This window comes from Promicromonospora sp. Marseille-Q5078, assembly GCF_050315395.1.
Lineage (GTDB): Bacteria > Actinomycetota > Actinomycetes > Actinomycetales > Cellulomonadaceae > Isoptericola.
Genome location: NZ_JBNPQG010000001.1, coordinates 3,481,164 through 3,501,924 on the forward strand (window position 1 = coordinate 3,481,164; position 20,761 = coordinate 3,501,924).

A 20,761-nucleotide genomic window follows, 5' to 3' on the forward strand; every position below is an offset into this window, starting at 1 on the left:
ACAAGGGAGTCACCGTGCTCGACAGCACCCGACCCACCCGCCGAACCCGCCGCGCCGTCGCGGTCACCGCCGGCGTCGCGACCCTCGCTCTCGCCCTGACCGCCTGCGGCGGCTCGGACGACGACGGCGACACCGCATCCGGCGACGAGAAGGTCACTCTGACCGTCGCCACCTTCAACCAGTTCGGGTACACCGACGAGATGCTCGCCAAGTACACCGAGGAGCACCCGAACGTCACCGTCAAGCAGGTCACCGCGGCAACCTCGGAGGACGCGCGCAACAACCTCACGACCAAGCTCGCCGCCGGCGGCGAGGGCCTGGCCGACATCGAGGCCATCGAGGTCGACTGGCTCCCCGAGCTCATGACCTACCCCGACCTCTTCGAGGACCTCGCGGACCCGGAGCTCGACGGCCGGTGGGTGGACTGGAAGGTCCAGCAGGCCACCACGACCGACGGCAAGGTCATCGGCTACGGCACCGACATCGGCCCCGAGGCCATCTGCTACCGCTCCGACCTCTTCAAGGCGGCCGGCCTGCCCACCGACCGCGAGAAGGTCGCGGAGCTCCTCGGCGGCGACGACGCGACGTGGGACGACTACTTCAACGTCGGCAAGCAGTTCGTCGCCAAGTCGGAGTCCGCCTGGTTCGACGGCGCCGTGCCCACCTACCAGGGCATGGTCAACCAGCTCGAGGGCGCCTACGAGGACCCCTCGTCGGGCGAGCCGAAGGACCTCGCGACCAACCAGGAGATCAAGGACCTGTACGACCAGGTCCTCAAGGCCTCGGTGGACGACAAGCTGTCCGCCGGCCTCGAGCAGTGGGGCGAGGACTGGACCGCCGGGTTCCAGAACAACGCCTGGGCCACCATGCTCTGCCCGCCGTGGATGACCGCGTCCATCGAGCAGAACGCCGGCGGCGTCAAGGGCTGGGACGTCGCCGACGTCTTCCCCGGTGGCGGCGGCAACTGGGGCGGCTCGTTCCTCACCGTCCCGGCCTCCGGCGCGCACGCCGAGGCAGCCAAGGAGCTCGCCGCGTGGCTGACCGCGCCGGAGCAGCAGACCACCGCGTACGAGAACGCGAACACGTTCCCGTCGCAGCTCGAGGCGCAGGCCTCGGAGCAGGTGCAGTCGTCCACCAACGAGTTCTTCAACGACGCTCCCGTGGGTCCGATCTTCTCGGCCCGCGCGCAGGCGATCGAGGGTGCCCCGTTCAAGGGTGCGAACTACTTCTCGATCCACCAGGCCGTGCAGGACGCGCTCAACCGGGTCGACCTCAACGGTGACGACCCGGAGAAGAGCTGGCAGGGCGCCCTCGACGAGTACGCCTCGCTCGGGCTCTGACCCCCTGACCAGTCACTGACCCCACGCTGGTCGAGCCTGTCGAAACCGGGTTTCGACAGGCTCGACCAGCGACCGGCCCGACCGGCGCGACGTACAGGAAGCAGCAGATGGCCGTCCTCTCCCCCACCCAACCCACGCACCAGCGCGGTGCCCCCGGGCCCCGTCCCGCCCGACGCGTCGGGTTCTCCCAGCGGCTCGGCCGCTGGGACGTGAAGGTGTCCCCCTACCTGTACATCTCGCCGTTCTTCCTGCTGTTCGCGCTCACCGGCCTGTTCCCGCTCGGGTACACCGCGTTCGTGTCCCTGCACCAGTGGAACCTGCTCGGCGGGCAGGGCGACTTCGTCGGCCTGCAGAACTACGCCGACGTCCTGGCGCAGCCGATGTTCTGGAAGACGCTCGTCAACACGTTCTCGATCTTCGTCCTCTCGAGCGTGCCGCAGGTGATCCTGGCGATCACGATCGCGGCGTTCCTCGACCAGAACCTCCGCGCGGCCACGTTCTGGCGGATGGGCGTGCTCATCCCCTACGTCGTGGCACCCGTCGCGGTCTCCATGATCTTCGGGCGCATGTTCGCCGACGACTACGGCCTGATCAACGAGCTCCTGGGGCTCGTCGGCATCGACCCGGTGGGCTGGCACACCGACCGCATCGCCAGCCACGCGGCCATCGCCTCGATGGTGAACTTCCGCTGGACCGGCTACAACGCGCTGATCTTCCTCGCCGCGATGCAGGCCGTCCCGCGCGAGCTCTACGAGGCCGCCGTCATCGACGGCGCCGGCCGGGCGCGCCAGTTCTTCTCCGTCACCGTGCCGCAGATCCGGGCCACCATCATCTTCGTCGTCATCACGTCGACCATCGGCGGCCTGCAGATCTTCGACGAGGTCCGGATGTACGACCCGAAGGGTCTCGGCGGCCCCGACAAGGACTGGATGACCACCGTCGTGTACCTCTACGACGTCGCGTGGGGCAACCAGAAGAACTTCGGCCGCGCGTCGGCCGTCGCCTGGCTGCTCTTCCTGCTGATCCTCGTGATCGGCCTGATCAACTTCCTCATCACCCAGCGGATCTCCACCTCCGGGCCGAAGGCGACGAAGGTGAGCCGCCGGCACACCCGGCAGCTGCTCGCCCAGGCCCAGGCGGCCGGCGGCGCCGCGGCCGCGTCCGGCCGTCCCGCCTCGCCTCCCGTCGGCGGGCCGCCCTCCTTCCCCCCGACGTCACCGTCGACGGGAACGCCCTCCGACACCACCACCGACCGGGAGGACCGCCGATGAGCTCCGTCGCCGTCACCGCCCAGACCGCCGGCCCGCGGGCCGCCCGTGCCGCCGCCAAGCGCCGCAGCCGCGGCACCCGCTCGGCCCAGCGCCGTCCGGGCCGCGTCACCTACGTGCTGCTCGGGATCGTCCTGCTGATCTCGGTGTTCCCGCTGTACTTCACGCTGCTGCTCGGGTCCTCCGACCCCGTGACGATCGCGCAGAACGCCGTGCCGCAGTGGCTGCCCGACGCCACCCTGTTCCAGCAGTTCGCCACGGTGATGGCGTCCGAGCAGATCAACTTCTGGAAGGCGCTGGTGAACTCGGTGATCGTCGCCGTGATCACCTCGGCGTCCGTCGTCCTGTTCTCCACGCTCGCCGGCTACTCGTTCGCCAAGCTCCGCTTCCGCGGGCGCGGGCCGCTGCTGGTGTTCGTGATCGCCACGATGGCGGTGCCCACCCAGCTCGGCGTCATCCCGATGTACATCCTCATGTCGGACCTGGACTGGATCGGCAAGCTGCAGGCCGTCATCGTGCCGGGCCTGGTCACGGCCTTCGGGGTGTTCTGGATGACCCAGTACCTCTCCGAGTCCCTGCCGTACGAGCTCATCGAGGCCGCCCGCGTCGACGGCGCCTCCATGATCCGCACGTTCTGGTCCGTGGCCCTGCCGGCCGCGCGCCCGGCGGCGGCCATGCTGGGCCTGTTCACCTTCGTGCAGCAGTGGACCAACTTCTTCTGGCCGTCCATCGTGCTGAACAGCCAGAACCCGACGCTCCCGCTCGTGGTGCAGTCGCTGCAGGCCAACTTCTTCGTGGACTACTCGCTCGTGATGGGCGGCATCTTCCTCGTGACGCTGCCGCTGCTGGTGATCTTCGCCTTCGTCGGCAAGCAGCTCGTCGCGGGCATCATGGCCGGCGCGGTCAAGGGCTGACCACCGCTCGTCGTCCCGCCCTCGCAGCCGCCGCACCATGCGGCTGCGAGGGCACCCCACCGATGGAAAGATCCGAATTCATGACGCTCCCCACCCCCGGCGCGCGCCGGGCGGCCCCCGGCACCGCCGTGCCGTTCACGCCCACCGCACCCCTCACGGGCTCCGCGCACGCCGCGGGACCGGTCACGTTCCCGGACGGCTTCCTCTGGGGCACCGCGACGGCCGCCTTCCAGATCGAGGGCGCGACCGCCGAGGACGGGCGCCAGGACTCGGTCTGGGACGCCTTCTGCCGGATCCCCGGCGCCGTGAAGAACGGCGACGACGGGTCCGTCGCCGACGACCACTACCACCGCTACCGCGAGGACGTCGCGCTGATGCAGCGCCTGCACCTCGACACGTACCGGTTCTCGACGTCGTGGGCGCGCGTCATGCCGGACGGGAAGTCGGTCAACACCGCGGGCCTGGACTTCTACTCGCGCCTCGTCGACGAGCTGCTCGGCGCGGACCTGCTGCCCTGGCTGACCCTGTACCACTGGGACCTGCCGCAGGCGCTCGAGGACCTCGGCGGCTGGCCGAACCGCGACACCGCGTCCCGCTTCGTCGACTACGCCACGACGATGCACGAGGCCCTCGGCGACCGGGTGAAGGTCTGGACGACGCTCAACGAGCCCTGGTGCTCCGCCTTCCTCGGCTACACCTCCGGAGCGCACGCGCCCGGCAAGAAGTCGCCCGAGCTCGGCCTCGCCGCGGCGCACCACCTGATGCTCGCCCACGGCGGCGCCGTGCAGGCGCTGCGGGAGCGCGACCCGGAGGCGATCCTCGGCCTCACGCTGAACTTCACCGTGTCCGACCCCGTCGACCCGGCGGACCCCGCCGACGTCGACGTCGCGCGCCGCGACGACGGCATGTTCAACCGGTTCTTCCTCGACCCGATCCTGCGCGGCGCCTACCCGCAGGACCTGCTCGACGACGTGGCGCACCTCGGTTTCGCCGACGTCGTGCGCGCGGGCGACCTCGAGGTGATCTCCACCCCGATCGACGTGCTCGGCGTGAACTACTACAACGGTGGCGCCGTCTCCGCCACGCCGCAGGTGCCCGCCGGCGAGACCCCCGAGGGGACCGCCGGCCCCGACGGCGCGCGCGAGACCACCGAGGGCGCCCCGGTGTGGGAGACCCGGTCCCCGAACCCGGTGCCCGACGGCATCCACCACCACAGCCGCGGCCTGCCCACCACCGACATGGGCTGGGAGGTGCAGCCCGAGGGGCTCACGCGCCTGCTCACCCGCCTGCAGCGCGACTACACCGGCCCGCGCGGCGCGTCGATGTTCATCACGGAGAACGGCGCCGCGTACCCGGACGTCGTGCAGGCCGACGGCAGCATCGACGACCAGGACCGGCTCGCGTTCGTCGACGCGCACCTGCGCGCCGTCATGGACGCGATCGACGCCGGGGCCGACGTGCGCGGCTACTTCGCGTGGTCGCTCATGGACAACTTCGAGTGGGCCCTCGGCTACTCGAAGCGCTTCGGTCTGGTGCACGTCGACTACGAGACGCAGGAGCGCACCGTGAAGTCGTCCGGGCGCTGGTACGCGGACGTCGCCCGCACGGGCGTCGTGCCGGCGCTCGGCGCACCCGCCGGGACGGGCGCTGCGCCCGGCCCGGTGACCGGCGCGGACGCAGAGTAGTCTCCGCTCGTGGTCATCGAGCACGCCAGCCCGACGCTGGACGACGTCGCCCGGGCCGCTGGGGTCTCGCGGTCCACGGCGTCCCGCGCCATCAACGGCGGCGACCGCGTGTCGCCCGAGGCACAGACCGCCGTCGACGACGCCGTCGCCCGGCTCGGGTACGCCCCGAACCGGGCGGCCCGCTCCCTGGTCACCCGCCGCACGGACTCCATCGCGCTCGTCGTGCCCGAGCCCGACGCCCGCATCCTCACCGACCCGTTCCTCGCGGGGGTGCTGCGCGGCGTCAGCGAGGGGCTGACCGGCACGGAGCTGCAGCTCGTGCTGCTGCTCGCGCGGCCGGGCGAGCCGCCGGGGCACATTGCGCGGTACCTGCGCTCCGGGCACGTGGACGGCGTGATCGTGGCGTCCCACCACAAGGAGGACCAGCTCGAGCCCGAGCTGGCGCGCTCGCACCTGCCCGCCGTGTTCGTGGGGCGCCCGTTCGACACCGAGTCGCTGCACTTCGTCGACGTGGACAACGCGTCGGGCGGGCGCACCGCCACGCAGCGGCTCGTCGACCGCGGCTGCCGGCGCATCGCCACCATCACCGGGCCCCTCGACATGACCGCGGCCGTCGACCGGCACGACGCGTGGCAGCGCACGCTCGCAGACGCCGGGCTGCCGCCGGTCGCCGTGGAGAACGGCGACTTCACCGTCGCCGGCGGCGCCACGGCGATGGAGCGGATCCTCGCCGAGCACCCGGACGTCGACGGCGTGTTCGCGGCCTCCGACCTCATGGCCACCGGAGCGCTGCAGGTGCTGCTGGAGTCGGGACGGCGCGTGCCCGACGACGTCGCCGTGGTCGGCTTCGACGCCCTCGGCGCGGAGCGCACCACGCCGCGGCTCACCACCGTGCTGCAGCCCGTCGTCGCGATGGTCACGGCCGCCACGTCGACGCTGCTCGACGTCCTCGCCGGTGCGAACGAGCCGATCGAGCCGCAGATCTTCGTGCCGCGCCTGGTCGAGGGCGAGTCGGCCTAGCCGCCGCTCCGAAGGATCGGGCCGGAGAGCGAGATCGGTCCTCCGGTGCGAGATCGGTCGTCATGCGGACCGATCTCGAACCGGAGGACCGATCTCGGCGTCAGTCGCGCGACGCGGCGCCGTCGACCCCGACGGCCGTCTTCCGGCCCTCGCGGTAGTCGGCGGCGAGGTGCTCCGGATGCTTGCCCAGCTGCGAGTTGCGGTAGCTGTAGCCGAAGTAGATCGCGAACCCGAGCGCGAGCCACACGAGGAACCGCAGCCACGTCTCGACGTCCAGCTGGAGCATCAGCCACAGGCAGAGCACGCCGGAGATGATCGGCAGCGCGGGCGACCACGGCACCTTGAAGTGGTCGGCCTTGGCCTCGCCGCCGCCCGCCTTGAGCTGGCGCCGGCGCAGGATCGGGACGCCGAAGCTCACCAGCACGAACGCGGACAGCGTGCCGATGTTCACCATGTTGCCGAGCACGTCGACCGAGAAGAAGCAGGTGACGATCACCAGGAGCACCGCGGTGCCGATCTGGATCGTGACCGGGGTGCCGCGCTTCTCGGACGTCTTCGACATGCCGCGGGGCAGGAGGCCGTCGCGGCTCATCGCGAAGACGATGCGGGTGAGGCCCAGCATGAGCACCATGACCACGGTGGTCAGGCCCACGAGGATGCCGACCGTGATGACCTGCGTGGCCCACGCCGGCGCGTTCGGCTGCAGCTGGAACGCCGTGATGATCGTCGCGGACGCGCCGCCGTCGGGCGTGGCGTCGCGCAGCTGCTGCGGGGTGGCCATGCCGGACAGCGCGATCGAGACCGCGATGTACAGGCCGGTGCAGATGGCGAGGCCGCCCAGGATGCCGCGGGGCACGTTCTTGCGCGGCTCCTTGGTCTCCTCGGCCGCCGTGGCGACGACGTCGAACCCGATGAACGCGAAGAACACCGTGCCGGCGCCGGCGAGGATGCCCATGACGCCGCCGACGGAGAGCTCGGCGCCCGCCATCCACGAGAAGAGGGTCTGCGTCATCGTCGTGCCGTGGGTCGTGGACTCGCCGAACGACTCGGGGCTGGGCACGAACGGGCTCAGGTTGGACGCGCTGAAGAACGCGAAGCCGACCACGATGATGAGCAGCACGATGGCGACCTTGATGGCGGTGAGGACGCCGGTGACACGCGTCGAGAGCTTGGTCCCGACGGCGAGCAGGGTCGCGAGCACGGCGATCAGGATCGCGGTGCCCCAGTCGAAGGAGACCCCGCCGAGGTGCACCGTGTTGTGGATCCCGGACGCCACGCCCTCGGAGTCCACGCCGCCGAGGCCGAACACGTTGAGGAAGTTGTCGAAGTACAGCCCCCACGCCTTCGCGACCACGGACGCGGCGAAGAACATCTCGAGGATGAGGTCCCAGCCGATGATCCAGGCGAGCAGCTCACCCATCGAGGCGTACGAGAACGTGTACGCCGATCCGGCGACCGGCATGTACGAGGCGAACTCCGCGTAGCAGAGCGCGGCCAGCGCGCACACGATCCCGGCGATGACGAACGAGATGACGACGGACGGGCCCGTCTGCGTGGCCGAGACCTGCGCGGCCTTCGAGAAGATGCCGGCTCCGATGACGACCGAGATGCCGAGGACCACGAGGTCCCAGGCTCCGAGGGTGCGCTTGAGCTGACGCTGGGGCTCGTCGGACGCTGCGATCGTGGCTTCGATCGAGCGCCTCCGCATGAGCTGCACGTGGGTGCTCCTTACTGGGTGGTCCATACCACCGGGTCCCGGCGGCTGGGAGACCTTACCCGACGCCACGACATCGTGAAGGGGGCGTTCAGCCGGAGCGATCCTTGCGCAGGCGGACGGTCGGGCGGTCGGCGTCCTGGTCGGCGATCCACGCGTCCACCCCCTCCCACTGGTCGAACAGCCACAGCTCGCGCCCCTCGGCGTCGGCGGGCAGGTCGGCCACGCGCGTGATCCGCCCCCCGAGCACGATCGTCTTGTCCATGGGCAGCTCCCGCCAGATGTCCCGCGCGGTGACGAGCCGCTCGAGCCCGCTGTGCGCCACGACCAGGACGGCCGCGTCCGGCCGGACGGCGCGGAGCGCGGCGAGGTACCCGCCCGTGTGGGGCGCCATCACGTGCGGCATCTGCTCGGCCCGGTCGGCGAGAGCCCCCTGGCCCGCCGCCCGGAGCGCCTCGATCCGCGCCGCCCGCCGCCGCGGCGTCACGTTGCCGCCCTCCGGGAACAGCACCAGGGCGTCGTCGGGCCCGAGGTCGCCCGCGATCCGGGCCACGGTCTCCGTCGCCCCCGGCGCGCCGGGACGGCGCCGCGAGCGGGGCGTGACGAACGCGGCGGGCAGCCGGTTCAGCAGCACGTCGACGGCCGGGTCCCACTGCAGCGTGTCCTTGAGCACGACGGCCGGTGTGCGCCCGGCACGGCCGAGCAGCGTGTCGACCAGGATGAACGAGTCCCCCGGCCCGGCGTGCCGGCTGAGCACCAGCACGGGGACGTCGGGCACGGTCGCGCCGGTGGGCGCCTCGACCACGATCTTCAGCCGCAGCGTCCAGCGCACCTGCCAGAACAGCACGGCCAGCGCCCACCGGGCCACGGCGACGTGCGCCCGCTGCATCCCCGGCCGGCGCATCGCCAGGCCGAACCCGGACGCGACCCAGAGGACGAACAGGACCACCACCGCCGCCGCGTCCCACAGCACGTAGAACGACAGCATCCACAGCAGGCGCAGCACCCGCAGCCGCCCGGGCAGCAGCCACGTGAGCGCGGCGCCCACCACGAGCGCGAGCATGATCGTCGTCGGGACCAGGAGCACCGCGAGCAGCACCACGAGCGGCGCCAGCGTCAGCCGGCGCACCCAGCGCGGCGGGGGCGCGATCACGCCGACGTCCCCGCGCCGGGGGCGGCGAGCCCCGCGAGGTAGTCCCGGGCGGCCGTGTACGACTGCTTGATGCGCCGGTGGGTGGCGTCCATGCGGCGGAACGCGCCGAGCTTCTGGTCGCCCGGCAGCGCGCCGCCGGTCGGCAGCACGTGTACCGTCGCGACCCGGCGGGCCTCCTCCAGCTCCCGGAAGTAGCGGTGCCGCCGCGCGATCTCGAAGCTCACGCGCGCGACGTCGGACGGCTTGGTGGGCACGGTCAGCGGCTCCTCGACGCGGCCCACCTGCAGCACGTAGACCGTCGTCGCGCCCCGCCGCACGGCCTCGCCGAGCGGGATGGAGTTGACCATGCCGCCGTCGACGAAGTGCTCGCCCCCGATCTCGGTGGGCGGCAGCGCGCCCGGCACGGACGCCGAGGCGAGCACGGCCTCCACCAGCGGGCCCGAGTCGAACCAGCGCTCCGACGCCCGCTCGATGCTCGCCGCGACGACGACCAGCGGCACCCGCAGGTCCTCGAACGCCGTGCGCTCGCCCACGGTGCCGGCGATGAGCCGCCGCAGCGCCTCCGGGTCGTACAGGTGCGTGCGCGAGCGGGCGAGGCGGGAGAGCTGCCGGTACCAGGGCTCGCCGTAGACCTCGTTCGCGGTGGGCGACGCCCACGCCTCGCCGAGCAGGTCGACGACGGCGACGCTCGGCTCGGCGGCCACCGCCGCCCCGTTGATCGCGCCGATCGACGTGCCGACCACCAGGTCGGGGCGCACCTCCGCCTCGAACAGCGCCTGGAGCATCCCGACCTGGACGGCGCCGCGCACGCCGCCGCCGCCCAGCACGAACGCGACCGTCATGGCCGCGATGCTTCCACGCCGAGATAGAGAGGCAAGTCGGCGAGATAGAGAGCTCGCCGCCCCGACGGGGCGGGCTGCTCTCTATCTCGCCGACTTGCCTCTCTATCTCGGCGGGAGAAGGCGGGTCAGGCGTGCACGTGCCCGTACCGGTGCCGGGTGCGGCTGACGGCCTGCTCGCGCACGACGGCGAGCAGCTCGCGGCGGCCGGACGCGACCACCGGGGCGTCGAGGACCGTGACCGAGCCGAGGCGCGTCGCCGCGGCCTCGTGCAGCCCGGGCGCGCGCCCGACCACGCGGACGCGGCCGGTGACGCGGCCCGCCGCGACGGCCGCCGCGAAGTCCTCGTGGGACGTCGGCGCCTCGTGCGGCACGCCCCAGCCGGAGTCGGAGTCCGGGACGACGACGGCCGGGACACCGGCCCGCTTCGCCGCGGCGAGCACGCGCCGCACCTCGATCGGCAGGGCGCCCTCGCCGACGCGGACGGTGAGGCGCTCGATCGGCCGGTAGCGGAAGGTGTTCTCCTCCACCCGCAGGCCCGACCTGTCGTGGCCCACGCCGATCTCGGCGGCCCAGGCCGCGTCGTCGGAGGCCTGCGCCGCCGCGAGCCAGCCCTCGGGGTCGGCGGTGCGCGACGGCACGCCGTCGGCGTCCGCCCACGCGCCCAGCTCGGCCACGTAGTTGGGCCCGCCCGCCTTGGCGCCCGGCCCGACGGCCGAGGCCTTCCAGCCGCCGAACGACTGGCGCTGCACGATGGCGCCGGTGATGTGCCGGTTCACGTACACGTTGCCGGCCTCGACGCGGTCCAGCCAGGTGGCGATCTCGTCGTCGTCGAGGGAGTGGATCCCGGCGGTGAGGCCGAAGTCGACCTGGTTCTGCAGGCGGATCGCCTCGTCGAGGTCCTGGGCGGTCATGACGCCGAGCACCGGGCCGAACACCTCGGTGAGGTGGAAGAACGACCCCGGGGCGACGCCGTCGCGCAGGCCCGGCGACCAGAGGCGGTCCGCCTCGATCCCCGCGGCCGCGGCCGCGTCGTCCAGCCGGCGCGGGCGCACCAGCCAGGACTCCCCCGGCTCGAGCGTCGTGAGGGCGCGCAGCAGCTTGCCCTGCGCGGGCTCGGTGAGCGGCCCCATGACGGTGGACAGCTCGGTGGCCGAGCCGACGGCGAGCGACTGCACGGCGTCCACGAGCTGGCGCCGGAACCGCTTGCCCGTCTCGCTGGCCGGGTCGCCCACGGAGCCGACGAGGATGACCAGCGACGCGGCGGAGCACTTCTGCCCGGCGTGCCCGAAGGCGCTCTTCACGAGGTCGGACACGGCGAGGTCGAGGTCCGCCGACGGCGTCACGACCAGCGCGTTCTTGCCCGACGTCTCGGCGAGCACGGGCCGCTCCGGGCGCCACGACGCGAACATCTCGGCCGTCTCGATGGAGCCGGTGAGGAGGACGCGGGCCACATCGGGGTGGGTGACCAGGTGCCGGCCGAAGTCCCCGTCGGGCACGCGCAGGAGCTGCACGACGTCGCGCGCGACCTGCGGGTCGAGCCCGATCTCCGGGGCGACCTCGTCGAACGCGGCGTGCACGGCCTCGATCGCGAGCTCGTAGCAGCGTGGCGTCGTCGGTGCCGGCTTGGCGAGCACGGACGACCCGGCCGCGAGCGCCGCCAGGACGCCGCCCGTGGGGATGGCGACGGGGAAGTTCCACGGCGGGGTCACGAGGGTGACGCCGTCGGGCGTGAACGTGGCGCCGTCCACCTGCTCGAGGGCCTCGGCGGAGGCCGCGTAGTAGCTGGCGAAGTCGATGGCCTCGCTGACCTCGGGGTCCGCCTCGGCGACGGTCTTGCCCGGCTCGTGCACCATCGCGGCGACGAGGTCGGTGCGGTGCGTCTCGAGCTGGCGGGCGGCGGCACGCAGCACGCGCGCGCGGTCGGCGGGGGCGACCTCGCCCCACGCGCGCTGCGCGGCGACGGCGCGCGCGACGGCCTCGTCGATCTCCGCGGTGGCGGTGACCTCGGGCGTCTGGACGGGCACGTAGCCCGAGTCGGGGCCGACGACGCTGCGGGCCCAGGCGCGGTGCGCGGCGACGGCCGGGTCGGTGTCGACGGCGTTGCGGAAGGGCTCCGCGGACGGGCAGCCCGCGGCCGTGGGCGCGGTGGCGCCGCCGGCGAACCGGTCCCGGCGCCGCGGGGCGACGTCCACCGGCTCGTAGTGCACGCCGTGCGTCACCGACGTCCGGAAGGCGAGCTCCTGCCGCTCCATCGCCGTCGACTCGACGCCGTCGTGCCCGGCGGCCGGGGCGAAGGCGGCGTGCAGGAAGTTCTGCTCGGCCGCGTTCTCCTCGAGCCGGCGCACCAGGTAGGAGATGGCGACGTCGAAGTCCTCGTCGCGCACCACCGGGGTGTACAGCACGACGTGGCCGCCGTCCTTGGCCACCTCGTCGCGCACGAGGCGCGCCTCGATGGGCGCCATGCCCTGCAGCATCTCGATGTCGAGGCCCTCGGTGACCCCGCGGCCGCGGGCGAGCAGCACCGCGAGCGCCACGTGGAAGAGGTTGTGCGACGCCACGCCCAGGCGGACGGCGGCGGTGCGGTCGGCGCGCAGGTGGTGGTCGAGGATGCGCACATAGTTCGCGTCCACGTCCGGCTTGGTCGGGTACGGCGCCTGCGCCCAGTCGTGCAGCTCGGCCTCGACGTGCTCCATCGCCAGGTTGGCGCCCTTGACGAGGCGCACCTTGATGCGGGCGCCGCCGGCGGCGACGCGGCGCTGGGCGAACTCCGTGAGGTCGTCGAGCGCGCCCATCGCGTCGGGCAGGTAGGCCTGCAGGACGATGCCGGCCTCGAGGTCGCGGAACTCGTCGCGGTCGAGCACCTGCGTGAAGACCGCGGTGGTCAGGGCGAGGTCCTTGTACTCCTCCATGTCGAGGTTGAGGAAGACGCCGTGGTCGCGCGCCGCCCGGTACAGGGGCAGCAGGTGCTCGACGACGCGCTCGCGCGAGCCGTCCAGGTCCCAGGTGACGAGCTGCGCCGCCACGGAGGACACCTTGACGGAGACGTAGTCGACGTCGGGGCGGCGCACCAGGTCGACGGTGCGCTGGAGGCGGGCGGCGGCCTCGTCGGCCCCGAGCACGGCCTCGCCGAGCAGGTTGACGTTGAGCGTGTAGCCCTCGGCTCGGGTGCGGGCGAGGTGCTGGCCGAGGCCCTTGCCGGCGTCGGCCACGAGGTGCCCGACCAGCTGGCGCAGCCGGATCCGCGCGGCAGGAACGACGACGGACGGCAGCGCGGGCGCGACGACGGCGCCGACCTTGAACAGGGCGCGGTCGACGGGGCCGAGGAACGTGGCGGAGCCGGCGTCCCGGCCGAGGCGGGCCAGGGCCGTGGCGGCGACGCCCACGTCGTGCGGGCGGGCGACGTCGTCGACGAAGCCGACGGCGAGCTCGAGCCCCGCCGGGTCGGAGACGAGCGAGCCGAGCCGCTCGGCCGTGGCGCGGGTCTTGCGGTCGGCCCGCGTCGTCGACCCGCCACCGCCCTGCGGCGACGAGCCGGAGGCGACGGCGATCCAGTGGTGGGCGAGGGCGACGGCGTCCTCGACCAGGGCTTCGGCGCTCTGCGTGCCCGAGACGTCGCGCGCGGCGGAGGGGTGGGCGCCGCGCGCCGGAACGGAGGTACTCATGCCCCCAGGGTGAACCCTCCCGCCGGGTGCCGTCTTGTACGATCGGGCGCGCGATGGGCGCAGATTCCGACAACACCACCGGCACACCGGGCGACACCTCCGGCGACCCCGCGCAGGCGCCCGTGGACGTGCCCGGCACCGCCGCCCTCATGGCCGCGCTGTCGCCCGTGATGGTGGCCCTGATGGACGAGCTGTCGGACGTCATGTTCTGCGCCAAGGACGCCGACGGCCGGTATCTGGCCGTCAACCAGGTGTTCGTGCGCCGCACCAACGAGCGCTCCCGTCGCCAGGTGCTGGGCCGGCGCGCCGTCGACCTCTTCGTGCCCGAGCTGGCCGAGCGCTACGAGGCCCAGGACGCGGAAGTGCTGCGCACCGGCCGTCCGCTGAGCAACGAGCTGGAGCTCATCCGCCGCGTGGGGGGCACCCCGGGCTGGTTCCTCACCGCGAAGCTGCCGGTGCGCGACGACGCGGGCCGCGTGGTCGGGCTGGTGTCCGTGTCGCAGGACCTGCGCTCGGGCGACGCCGACGACGCCACGATGGACGCGATGGCCCGCCTCGTGGCCGCCGTCGAGCGGCACCTCGACGCCTCCCCCGGCGACCCGCTGTCCGTGGCCGACCTGGCCGCGATGGCGGGCAGCACCCCCGCCGTGCTGGACCGGCGGGTGCGCAAGGTGTTCGGGCTCTCGCCCCGCCAGCTCGTGCTGCGCACCCGGGTGGACCGCGCAGCGCACCTGCTCACGTCCACCACGACGCCTCTCGCGGAGGTCGCGGCAGCGGCCGGCTTCTACGACCAGCCGTCGTTCACGCGCACGTTCGCGCGGCTCACCGGCGAGACGCCGTCGTCGTTCCGCCGCCGGGCGCGGGCCGCCGGCTGAGCCCGGTGGTCGAGCCTGTCGAGACCCAGGACGTGGTCTCGACAGGCTCGACCGACGGTCAGCCGAAGACCGGTGCGAGCGCCTCGACGAGCTGCTGCACGCCCAGCACCACGAACATCGCGGCCACCAGCACGAGGACGACGTTGGTCAGCGGCCGGTTGCGCCACCGCTCGGGCACGCGCGAGGAGTTCATGAGGATCAGCAGGGTGATCGCCAGGAACGGCATGAACAGGGAGCCGAGCGCCCCGTACGCCACGACGAGGGCGATCGGCTTGTCGAGCAGGAGCAGCAGCATGGGTGGGAAGGTGAGCCACAGGATGTACGCCTTGTAGTAGCTGCCGCCGGCCTTGCGCCGCGTGTCGTCCTCGGCCAGGCCGCGGGCCGTGGCGACGAAGTCGGCGAACATCAGCGAGACGCCGTTCCACACCCCGAGCACCGACGAGAACGACGACGCCCAGAAGCCCACGAGGAACAGCGGCGCCATGAAGGAGCCGTACCGCTCGGCGAGCACGTCGGCGAGGTCGACGAGGCCGCCCTCGCCGTCCGCGACGGTGATGCCCGACGAGTACAGCAGCTCCGCGCCCACGACGAGCATCGAGATGACGAACACGCCGGAGATCACGTAGGCCATGGCGTTGTCGATCCGCATGACCTTCATCCACCGCGGCGTGTGCCAGCCCTTCTCCTTGAGCCAGTACCCGTACGCCGCCAGGGTGATGGTGCCGCCGACGCCGCCGGCGAGGCTGAGGGTGTAGAGGATCGAGCCCTCGGGGATGCGCGGCACGAGGCCGCGGACGATCTCGCCCAGGTTCGGCACCGTGAGGATCGCCGACCCCACGATCGTCACGAACATGACGCCCACGAGCACCGCGATGACGATCTCGAACATCTTGTACCGGCCGAGCCACACGATCGCGGCGCCGATCAGGCCCGTGCCGATCGCGAACCAGACGAGGTCCACCTGCGGGAACAGCGCGACGAGCGGCAGCGCCGAGCTGGACATGGCCGCGGCCCCGTAGCTGAAGCCCCACACCACGATGTAGACGCCGAAGTAGACGCTCGCCCACGCCCCGAGCGACTTCCAGCCGTCGAAGATCGTGCGGCCGGTGGACAGCGACCACCGCCCGGCGCCCTCCACCAGCACGATCTTGATGACGACGCCGATCACCGCGGCCCACAGCAGCGTGTAGCCGAACCGGCTGCCCGCCACCAGCGTGGCGACCAGGTCGCCCGCGCCGATGCCGGTGGCGGCGACGACGAGCCCCGGGCCGACGATGCGCCAGCGTGGTCGTTCCGCACCGCGGTCGTCGACGAGCTCGTGATCGAGGGCGGGGGTGACGTCCTTGTCGGCCATGGTGCCGGAGGCTATCGACGTCCGCCGCCCTCCCCCGCGGAGACGTGCCCGGCGTGTCGCGGATCGGCGTGCACGATTCCCACAAAGCCCCGGGCGCGGCTCACCGGTGTCCGCGCCCCATGGGTGCGCCCTGCACAAACGCCCGGCCCCCGGTCTGGGCGCAGAACGGTCAGACCCGCGCCCGCCGGTGCCCCTAGCGTCGTCGGCATGACCGCTGCCGCACTCCCCCTCGCCCCCGCCCGCCCGCGCCGCGTCCTCGCGGACCTGCTCCCCGGGGCCCTCGCCCGCGACGTCGTGCTCGTCGTCGCGGTGGCCGCCCTCACCGCGCTGGCCGCCCAGGTCGTGATCCCTGTGCCCGGGCTGCCGGTGCCGCTCACGGGCCAGACGTTCGCCGTGCTCCTGGGGGCCGCGGCGCTCGGGCCGTGGCGCGGCGTCGCCGCCCAGGCGGTCTACCTCACCGCCGGCGTCGCCGGTCTGCCGGTCTTCGCGGGCGCGACGGCGGGCTGGGAGTCCGTCGCCGGCGCGTCGGGCGGCTACCTCGTCGGCTTCCTCCTGGCGGGCGTCGTGGTCGGTGCGCTCGCGCGCCGCGGCGCCGACCGCCGCGTGCTCTCCACCGTCGGGACCTACGCCCTGGGCACCCTCGCCGTGTACGCGGTCGGCGTGCCGTGGCTCGCCGCCAGCACCGGGATGCCCGTGGGCGCGGCGCTGCTCTCCGGCGCCGTCGTCTTCCTGCCCGGCGACGCCCTCAAGGCCGCGCTGGCCGCCGCCCTGCTGCCGACCGCGTGGCGGTTCGTGCGCTGACGCCGCCCGCCGGTCGAGCCTGTCGAGGCCCTCCCGTGGTCTCGACATGCTCGACCGACGACCATGTCCCGGTCAACGCTCGGACACGGCTCTGCCACCCGCGGGTTTCGCCCGCCGAGGACGCCGCGCGAGGGGCTACCGTGGGCGCCGAGGCCCACCATCCCGGGCCGCGCCACCCTGCCGGCCCCTCACCCGGGGTCTCCGGCACCGTGTCCTGGAGGACCCGTGACGACGACGACGTCGATGACCTCGACACCCCTGCCCGACACCCCGGCCGCCCCGGCCGGCCCCGCCCCCGCGCCGGCTCCCCGCTCGCCACCGCGCACAGCCAGCTCGCCGGCGCCGTGGCCGTCCTCGGCTACGACGAGGGCCAGCACGAGATGCTCGCCACCCCGCGCCGCGAGATCCACGTGGCCGTGCCGCTCGGCCGCGACAACGGCGAGACCGTCCTGTTCCACGGCTTCCGCGTGCAGCACAACATCTCCCGCGGCCCAGGCAAGGGCGGCCTGCGCTACGCCCCCGGCGTCGACATCGACGAGGTGCGGGCGCTGGCCATGTGGATGACCTGGAAGTGCGGCATCGTCGACCTGCCCTACGGCGGCGCCAAGGGCGGCATCGCCATCGACCCGCGCGACTACTCGACGGCCGAGTTGGAGCGCGTCACCCGGCGGTACACGTCGGAGATCATGCCGATGATCGGCCCGGACACCGACGTCATGGCGCCCGACATGGGCACCGACGAGCAGACCATGGCGTGGGTCATGGACACCTACTCCGTGAACCGCGGGTACACGATCCCCGCCGTCGTGACCGGCAAGCCGCTGGCCGTGGGCGGCTCCCGCGGGCGCGGCACGGCCACCAGCGCCGGCATCGTGCACGTCACGGCGGCGGCGCTCGGGGAGGCCCGGGTGCCGCTGTCGGACGTGACCGTCGCCGTGCAGGGCTTCGGCAAGGTGGGCTCGCACGCCGCCGCGATCTTCGCCGCCCGCGGCGCCACCGTCGTCGCCGTGAGCGACCAGTACGGCGGGGTCCGCAACGACGCGGGCCTCGCGATGGACCGGCTGTTCTCGCACGTCGGCGCCACCGGCTCCGTCGTCGGGTTCGACGGCGGCGACCCGCTGACCAACGACGAGCTGCTCGCCCTCGAGGTCGACGTCCTCGTGCCCGCCGCCGTGGAGGGCGTGCTCGACGGCGTCAGCGCCGCGGGCGTGCGGGCCCGCTGGGTGGTCGAGGGCGCGAACGGCCCCACGACCACCGAGGGCGACCGCGTCCTCGCGCGGAACGGCGTGACCGTCGTGCCGGACGTGCTCGCGAACGCAGGCGGCGTCGTCGTCTCCTACTTCGAGTGGGTGCAGGCCAACCAGACGTACTGGTGGTCGGAGCAGGAGATCGCCGACAAGCTCGAGCACCGCATGACGTCCGCGTTCGGCGACGTGTCCGCGCTCGCCTCGCGGGAGGGCCTGTCGCTGCGCGACGCCGCCCTCGTCATCGGCGTCCAGCGCACGGCCGAGGCGCACCGGATCCGGGGGCTGTACCCCTGACCCGCTGACCTGCGTCGGCCCGGCCCCGAACCCGGGGCCGGGCCCTCTGGTGCCCGGTGGCCTGCGGTCGATATCGTCCGTGCTCGACACGCGGACGACGCTGCCCGCACCGACCTCTCGGGAGACCCGATGCCCACGGCGTTCCGCGCCCTTCTCTCCGTCCTCATGCTCGTCGGCTTCTACGTGCTCGCGCTCGCGCTCCTGGTCGGCTGTGGCGTGGTCACGGTCCTGGCCGCGCAACACAGCTCGGGCGCGGCGGCGCTCAAGTTCGGCATCCTCACGATCATCGTGGCCGTGGGCATCGTCATGGCCCTGGTGCGGGTCGCGCGCTCGGAGCGAGCGGCCGGCAGGGCCGGCGCCGCGGACGACGTCGCCGTCACCCCCGAGGCCGCTCCCGAGCTGTGGGCCGTCGTGCGCGAGCTCGCCGACGTCGCGGGCACGCGAGCGCCGGACACCATCGTGCTCGTGCCCGTGGTCAACGCCGCCGTGAGCGAGGAGTCACGTCTCCTGGGGCTCGTCGGGGGTCCGCGCCGCCTCGTCCTCGGGGTGCCGCTGGTACAGGGCCTCACCGTCGGCCAGCTGCGCTCCGTGCTCGGCCACGAGATCGGCCACTACTCGAACGCGCACACCCGCCTCACGCCGATCGCGTACCGCGGCCGGGTCGTGGTCGGCGAGACCGTCACGCGGCTCGAGGGCAACATCGTGGGCTGGCTGCTGCGGCAGTACGCGAAGGCGTACCTGGCGGCGTCCGCGGCGGTGAGCCGCGCCCAGGAGCTCGAGGCCGACCGGCTGTCCGTCCAGGTCGCCGGGCGGGCAGCGGCGCAGGGCGCGCTGCGCGAGCTGCCCGTCATCGACGCCGCCTGGTCGTTCTACCAGGAGCGCTATCTCGGCCCGGCCTGGTCGTCGGGGTACGCCACCACGCCCGGCGGGTTCTTCGGCGGCTTCGGCCTCCTCCTCGGCGCCCGCTCGGAGGAGCTGGCGCGCCTGCGGGGCGAGGACGCACCCGGCGAGCGTTCGCGGTGGGACTCGCACCCGCCGATCGCCCAGCGCCTCGCCGCCATGGACCGGGTGCCCGACGACGGCTCGACGCACGTCGACGACCGCCCGGCGTCCGTCCTGGTCCCCGGGTTCGACGAGGCGGCGGCCGCCCTGGCCGGCCACGTGGTCGCGTTCGAGGGCCGGGAACGGCTCGAGTGGGACCGCCTCGTCCCGGCGTTCATGACCGCGGCCACGCGCGGGAACGCAGAGGCGGTGTACGCGGCCGCGGGTGGCCTGAGCGGAGAGCCCGCGGCGGGGCTCGGCACCCTGCTCGACCTGGTGGAGGGCGGCCGGGCGACGGAGCTGGTCCGCGCCGTGATGCCCGAGCTGCCTGTCGACGAGCCGGGCGCCCTGGGCGACGCGCTCGCCCACCTCCTGGGCCTCGGGGTCCACGAGTCCGCGGTGCGGTCGGGCGTCGGCGCCTGGCGCGGGTCGTGGAGCGGGCCCGCCGCGGTCGTCGCCGGCGACGCCGCGGGGCAGCCCGTCGAGCTCGACCGGCTCGTGGCGCTCGCCACCGAGCCGGCCACCGTCGCCGACGCCCGCGCCGGGCTCGTCGCCGCGGGCGTCGAGCTGTCCGCGGCCGACCTGCCCGCCGCCGCGACGGCGGGCCGATGACCGGACCCCCGCCGGTCGAGGGCAGCCACGCTCCCGGCGACGACGTCACCGCCGCCGTGGTCGCCCGACTACGGGCCGCCGGCTGCGTGTTCGCCGAGGAAGAGGCCGCCCTCCTGCTCGACGCCGCGCCCGACCGGACACGCGGAGATGACACGGGCACGCTCGAGGAGCTCGTCGCGCGTCGCGTGGCCGGCGAGCCGCTGGAGCACCTGCTGGGCTGGGTCGCGTTCGGCGGCCGACGCTGGTCGGTGGGGCCGGGCGTGTTCGTGCCGCGCCGGCGCACCGAGCTGATGGTGGCGGCCGCCCTCGCGCTGCCGGCCCCGTCGACGGTCCTCGACCTGTGCTGCGGGTGCGGCGCGGTCGGCGGGTCCGTGCTGCTCGGCCTGCGGGCCGCCGGGGCGGCGCCCGTGCTGCACGCGAGCGACGTCGAGCCCGCCGCCGTCGTGCACGCGCGGCACAACCTGGAGCCGCTCGGCGCCGCCGTGCACGAGGGCGACCTGCTGGGCGCCGTCCCCGGCATCCTGCGCGGCCGCGTGGACCTGCTGCTGTGCAACGCGCCCTACGTGCCCACCTGCGCGATCGCGACGATGCCGCCCGAGGCCCGCGAGCACGAGCCCGCCGTCGCCCTGGACGGCGGCGCCGACGGGCTCGACGTGCTGCGCCGCGTGGTCGCCGCCGCGCCCGGCTGGCTGGCGCCGGGCGGCTCGCTGCTCTTCGAGGTCGGCACCGACCAGGTCGCCGGGGCGACGGCGCTGGTCGAGGCGCACGGCCTGCGCCCGGCCGTCGTCACCGACGCGGACCCGGACGCCGACGACGCCACCGGCGGCACGGTGGTCCTCGGTACCGCGAGATAGAGAAGCTCCTCGCCGAGATAGAGAGGGGTCGGGCCGAAGATCTTCGGCCCGACCCCTCTCTATCTCGGCGAGGAGCTTCTCTATC

15 protein-coding genes are annotated in these 20,761 nt (G+C 73.6%); 10 read left to right on the plus strand and 5 right to left on the minus strand.

The annotated features are described in order from the left end of the window. The first annotated feature begins 14 nt into the window (after window positions 1-14). From ACQFYA_RS16035 to ACQFYA_RS16055, 5 genes are all read left to right on the plus strand, one after another. Entirely contained in the window at window positions 15-1,340 is a 1,326-nt protein-coding gene (locus ACQFYA_RS16035) for an ABC transporter substrate-binding protein (RefSeq protein WP_499125800.1), read from the plus strand. 107 nt (window positions 1,341-1,447) lie between these two features. Then, on the plus strand, window positions 1,448-2,611 hold the full coding sequence (locus ACQFYA_RS16040; RefSeq protein ID WP_499125802.1) for a carbohydrate ABC transporter permease: 1,164 nt from the start codon (window positions 1,448-1,450) through the stop codon (window positions 2,609-2,611). After that, window positions 2,608-3,522: a carbohydrate ABC transporter permease gene (locus tag ACQFYA_RS16045; RefSeq protein WP_499125804.1), complete on the plus strand. Its 915-nt coding sequence runs from the start codon at window positions 2,608-2,610 to the stop codon at window positions 3,520-3,522. The genes ACQFYA_RS16040 and ACQFYA_RS16045 overlap by 4 nt, the downstream gene beginning before the upstream one ends. 80 nt (window positions 3,523-3,602) lie before the next feature. Continuing rightward, the gene (locus ACQFYA_RS16050; protein ID WP_499125806.1) at window positions 3,603-5,207 is read left to right on the plus strand and encodes a glycoside hydrolase family 1 protein; all 1,605 of its coding nucleotides are present in this window, start codon (window positions 3,603-3,605) and stop codon (window positions 5,205-5,207) included. 9 nt (window positions 5,208-5,216) lie between these two features. Continuing rightward, window positions 5,217-6,227: a LacI family DNA-binding transcriptional regulator gene (locus ACQFYA_RS16055; RefSeq protein WP_499125807.1), complete on the plus strand. Its 1,011-nt coding sequence runs from the start codon at window positions 5,217-5,219 to the stop codon at window positions 6,225-6,227. 100 nt (window positions 6,228-6,327) lie between these two features. On the opposite strand, the gene ACQFYA_RS16060 is transcribed toward ACQFYA_RS16055, so the two are convergent. From ACQFYA_RS16060 to ACQFYA_RS16075, 4 genes are all read right to left on the minus strand, one after another. Next, entirely contained in the window at window positions 6,328-7,935 is a 1,608-nt protein-coding gene (locus ACQFYA_RS16060) for an APC family permease (protein WP_499127572.1), read from the minus strand. Window positions 7,936-8,032: 97 nt separating this feature from the next. Next, window positions 8,033-9,094, minus strand: a complete 1,062-nt coding sequence (locus tag ACQFYA_RS16065; protein ID WP_499125809.1) for a 1-acyl-sn-glycerol-3-phosphate acyltransferase — start codon at window positions 9,092-9,094, stop codon at window positions 8,033-8,035. Next, window positions 9,091-9,936, minus strand: coding sequence for a patatin-like phospholipase family protein (locus ACQFYA_RS16070; RefSeq protein WP_499125810.1), 846 nt, complete (start codon window positions 9,934-9,936; stop codon window positions 9,091-9,093). Before ACQFYA_RS16070 ends, ACQFYA_RS16065 begins: the two co-directional genes overlap by 4 nt. Before the next feature lie 125 nt (window positions 9,937-10,061). Further along, window positions 10,062-13,598: a proline dehydrogenase family protein gene (locus ACQFYA_RS16075; protein ID WP_499125811.1), complete on the minus strand. Its 3,537-nt coding sequence runs from the start codon at window positions 13,596-13,598 to the stop codon at window positions 10,062-10,064. 53 nt (window positions 13,599-13,651) lie between these two features. On the opposite strand from ACQFYA_RS16075, the gene ACQFYA_RS16080 reads away from it, so the two are divergent. Next, window positions 13,652-14,473 (plus strand): helix-turn-helix domain-containing protein, encoded by an 822-nt coding sequence (locus ACQFYA_RS16080; protein WP_499125813.1) that lies wholly within the window; start codon window positions 13,652-13,654, stop codon window positions 14,471-14,473. Between the two features lie 58 nt (window positions 14,474-14,531). On the opposite strand, the gene ACQFYA_RS16085 is transcribed toward ACQFYA_RS16080, so the two are convergent. Next, window positions 14,532-15,827, minus strand: coding sequence for an Nramp family divalent metal transporter (locus tag ACQFYA_RS16085; protein WP_499125815.1), 1,296 nt, complete (start codon window positions 15,825-15,827; stop codon window positions 14,532-14,534). A gap of 207 nt (window positions 15,828-16,034) precedes the next feature. On the opposite strand from ACQFYA_RS16085, the gene ACQFYA_RS16090 reads away from it, so the two are divergent. From ACQFYA_RS16090 to ACQFYA_RS16105, 4 genes are all read left to right on the plus strand, one after another. Then, on the plus strand, window positions 16,035-16,628 hold the full coding sequence (locus ACQFYA_RS16090; RefSeq protein WP_499125817.1) for a biotin transporter BioY: 594 nt from the start codon (window positions 16,035-16,037) through the stop codon (window positions 16,626-16,628). A 209-nt stretch (window positions 16,629-16,837) separates the two neighbouring features. After that, window positions 16,838-18,169, plus strand: coding sequence for a Glu/Leu/Phe/Val family dehydrogenase (locus ACQFYA_RS16095; protein WP_499125818.1), 1,332 nt, complete (start codon window positions 16,838-16,840; stop codon window positions 18,167-18,169). 129 nt (window positions 18,170-18,298) lie between these two features. Then, on the plus strand, window positions 18,299-19,822 hold the full coding sequence (locus ACQFYA_RS16100) for a M48 family metallopeptidase (RefSeq protein WP_499125820.1): 1,524 nt from the start codon (window positions 18,299-18,301) through the stop codon (window positions 19,820-19,822). Next, window positions 19,819-20,676 (plus strand): putative protein N(5)-glutamine methyltransferase, encoded by an 858-nt coding sequence (locus ACQFYA_RS16105; RefSeq protein WP_499125822.1) that lies wholly within the window; start codon window positions 19,819-19,821, stop codon window positions 20,674-20,676. The genes ACQFYA_RS16100 and ACQFYA_RS16105 overlap by 4 nt, the downstream gene beginning before the upstream one ends. The last annotated feature ends 85 nt before the right edge of the window (window positions 20,677-20,761 follow it).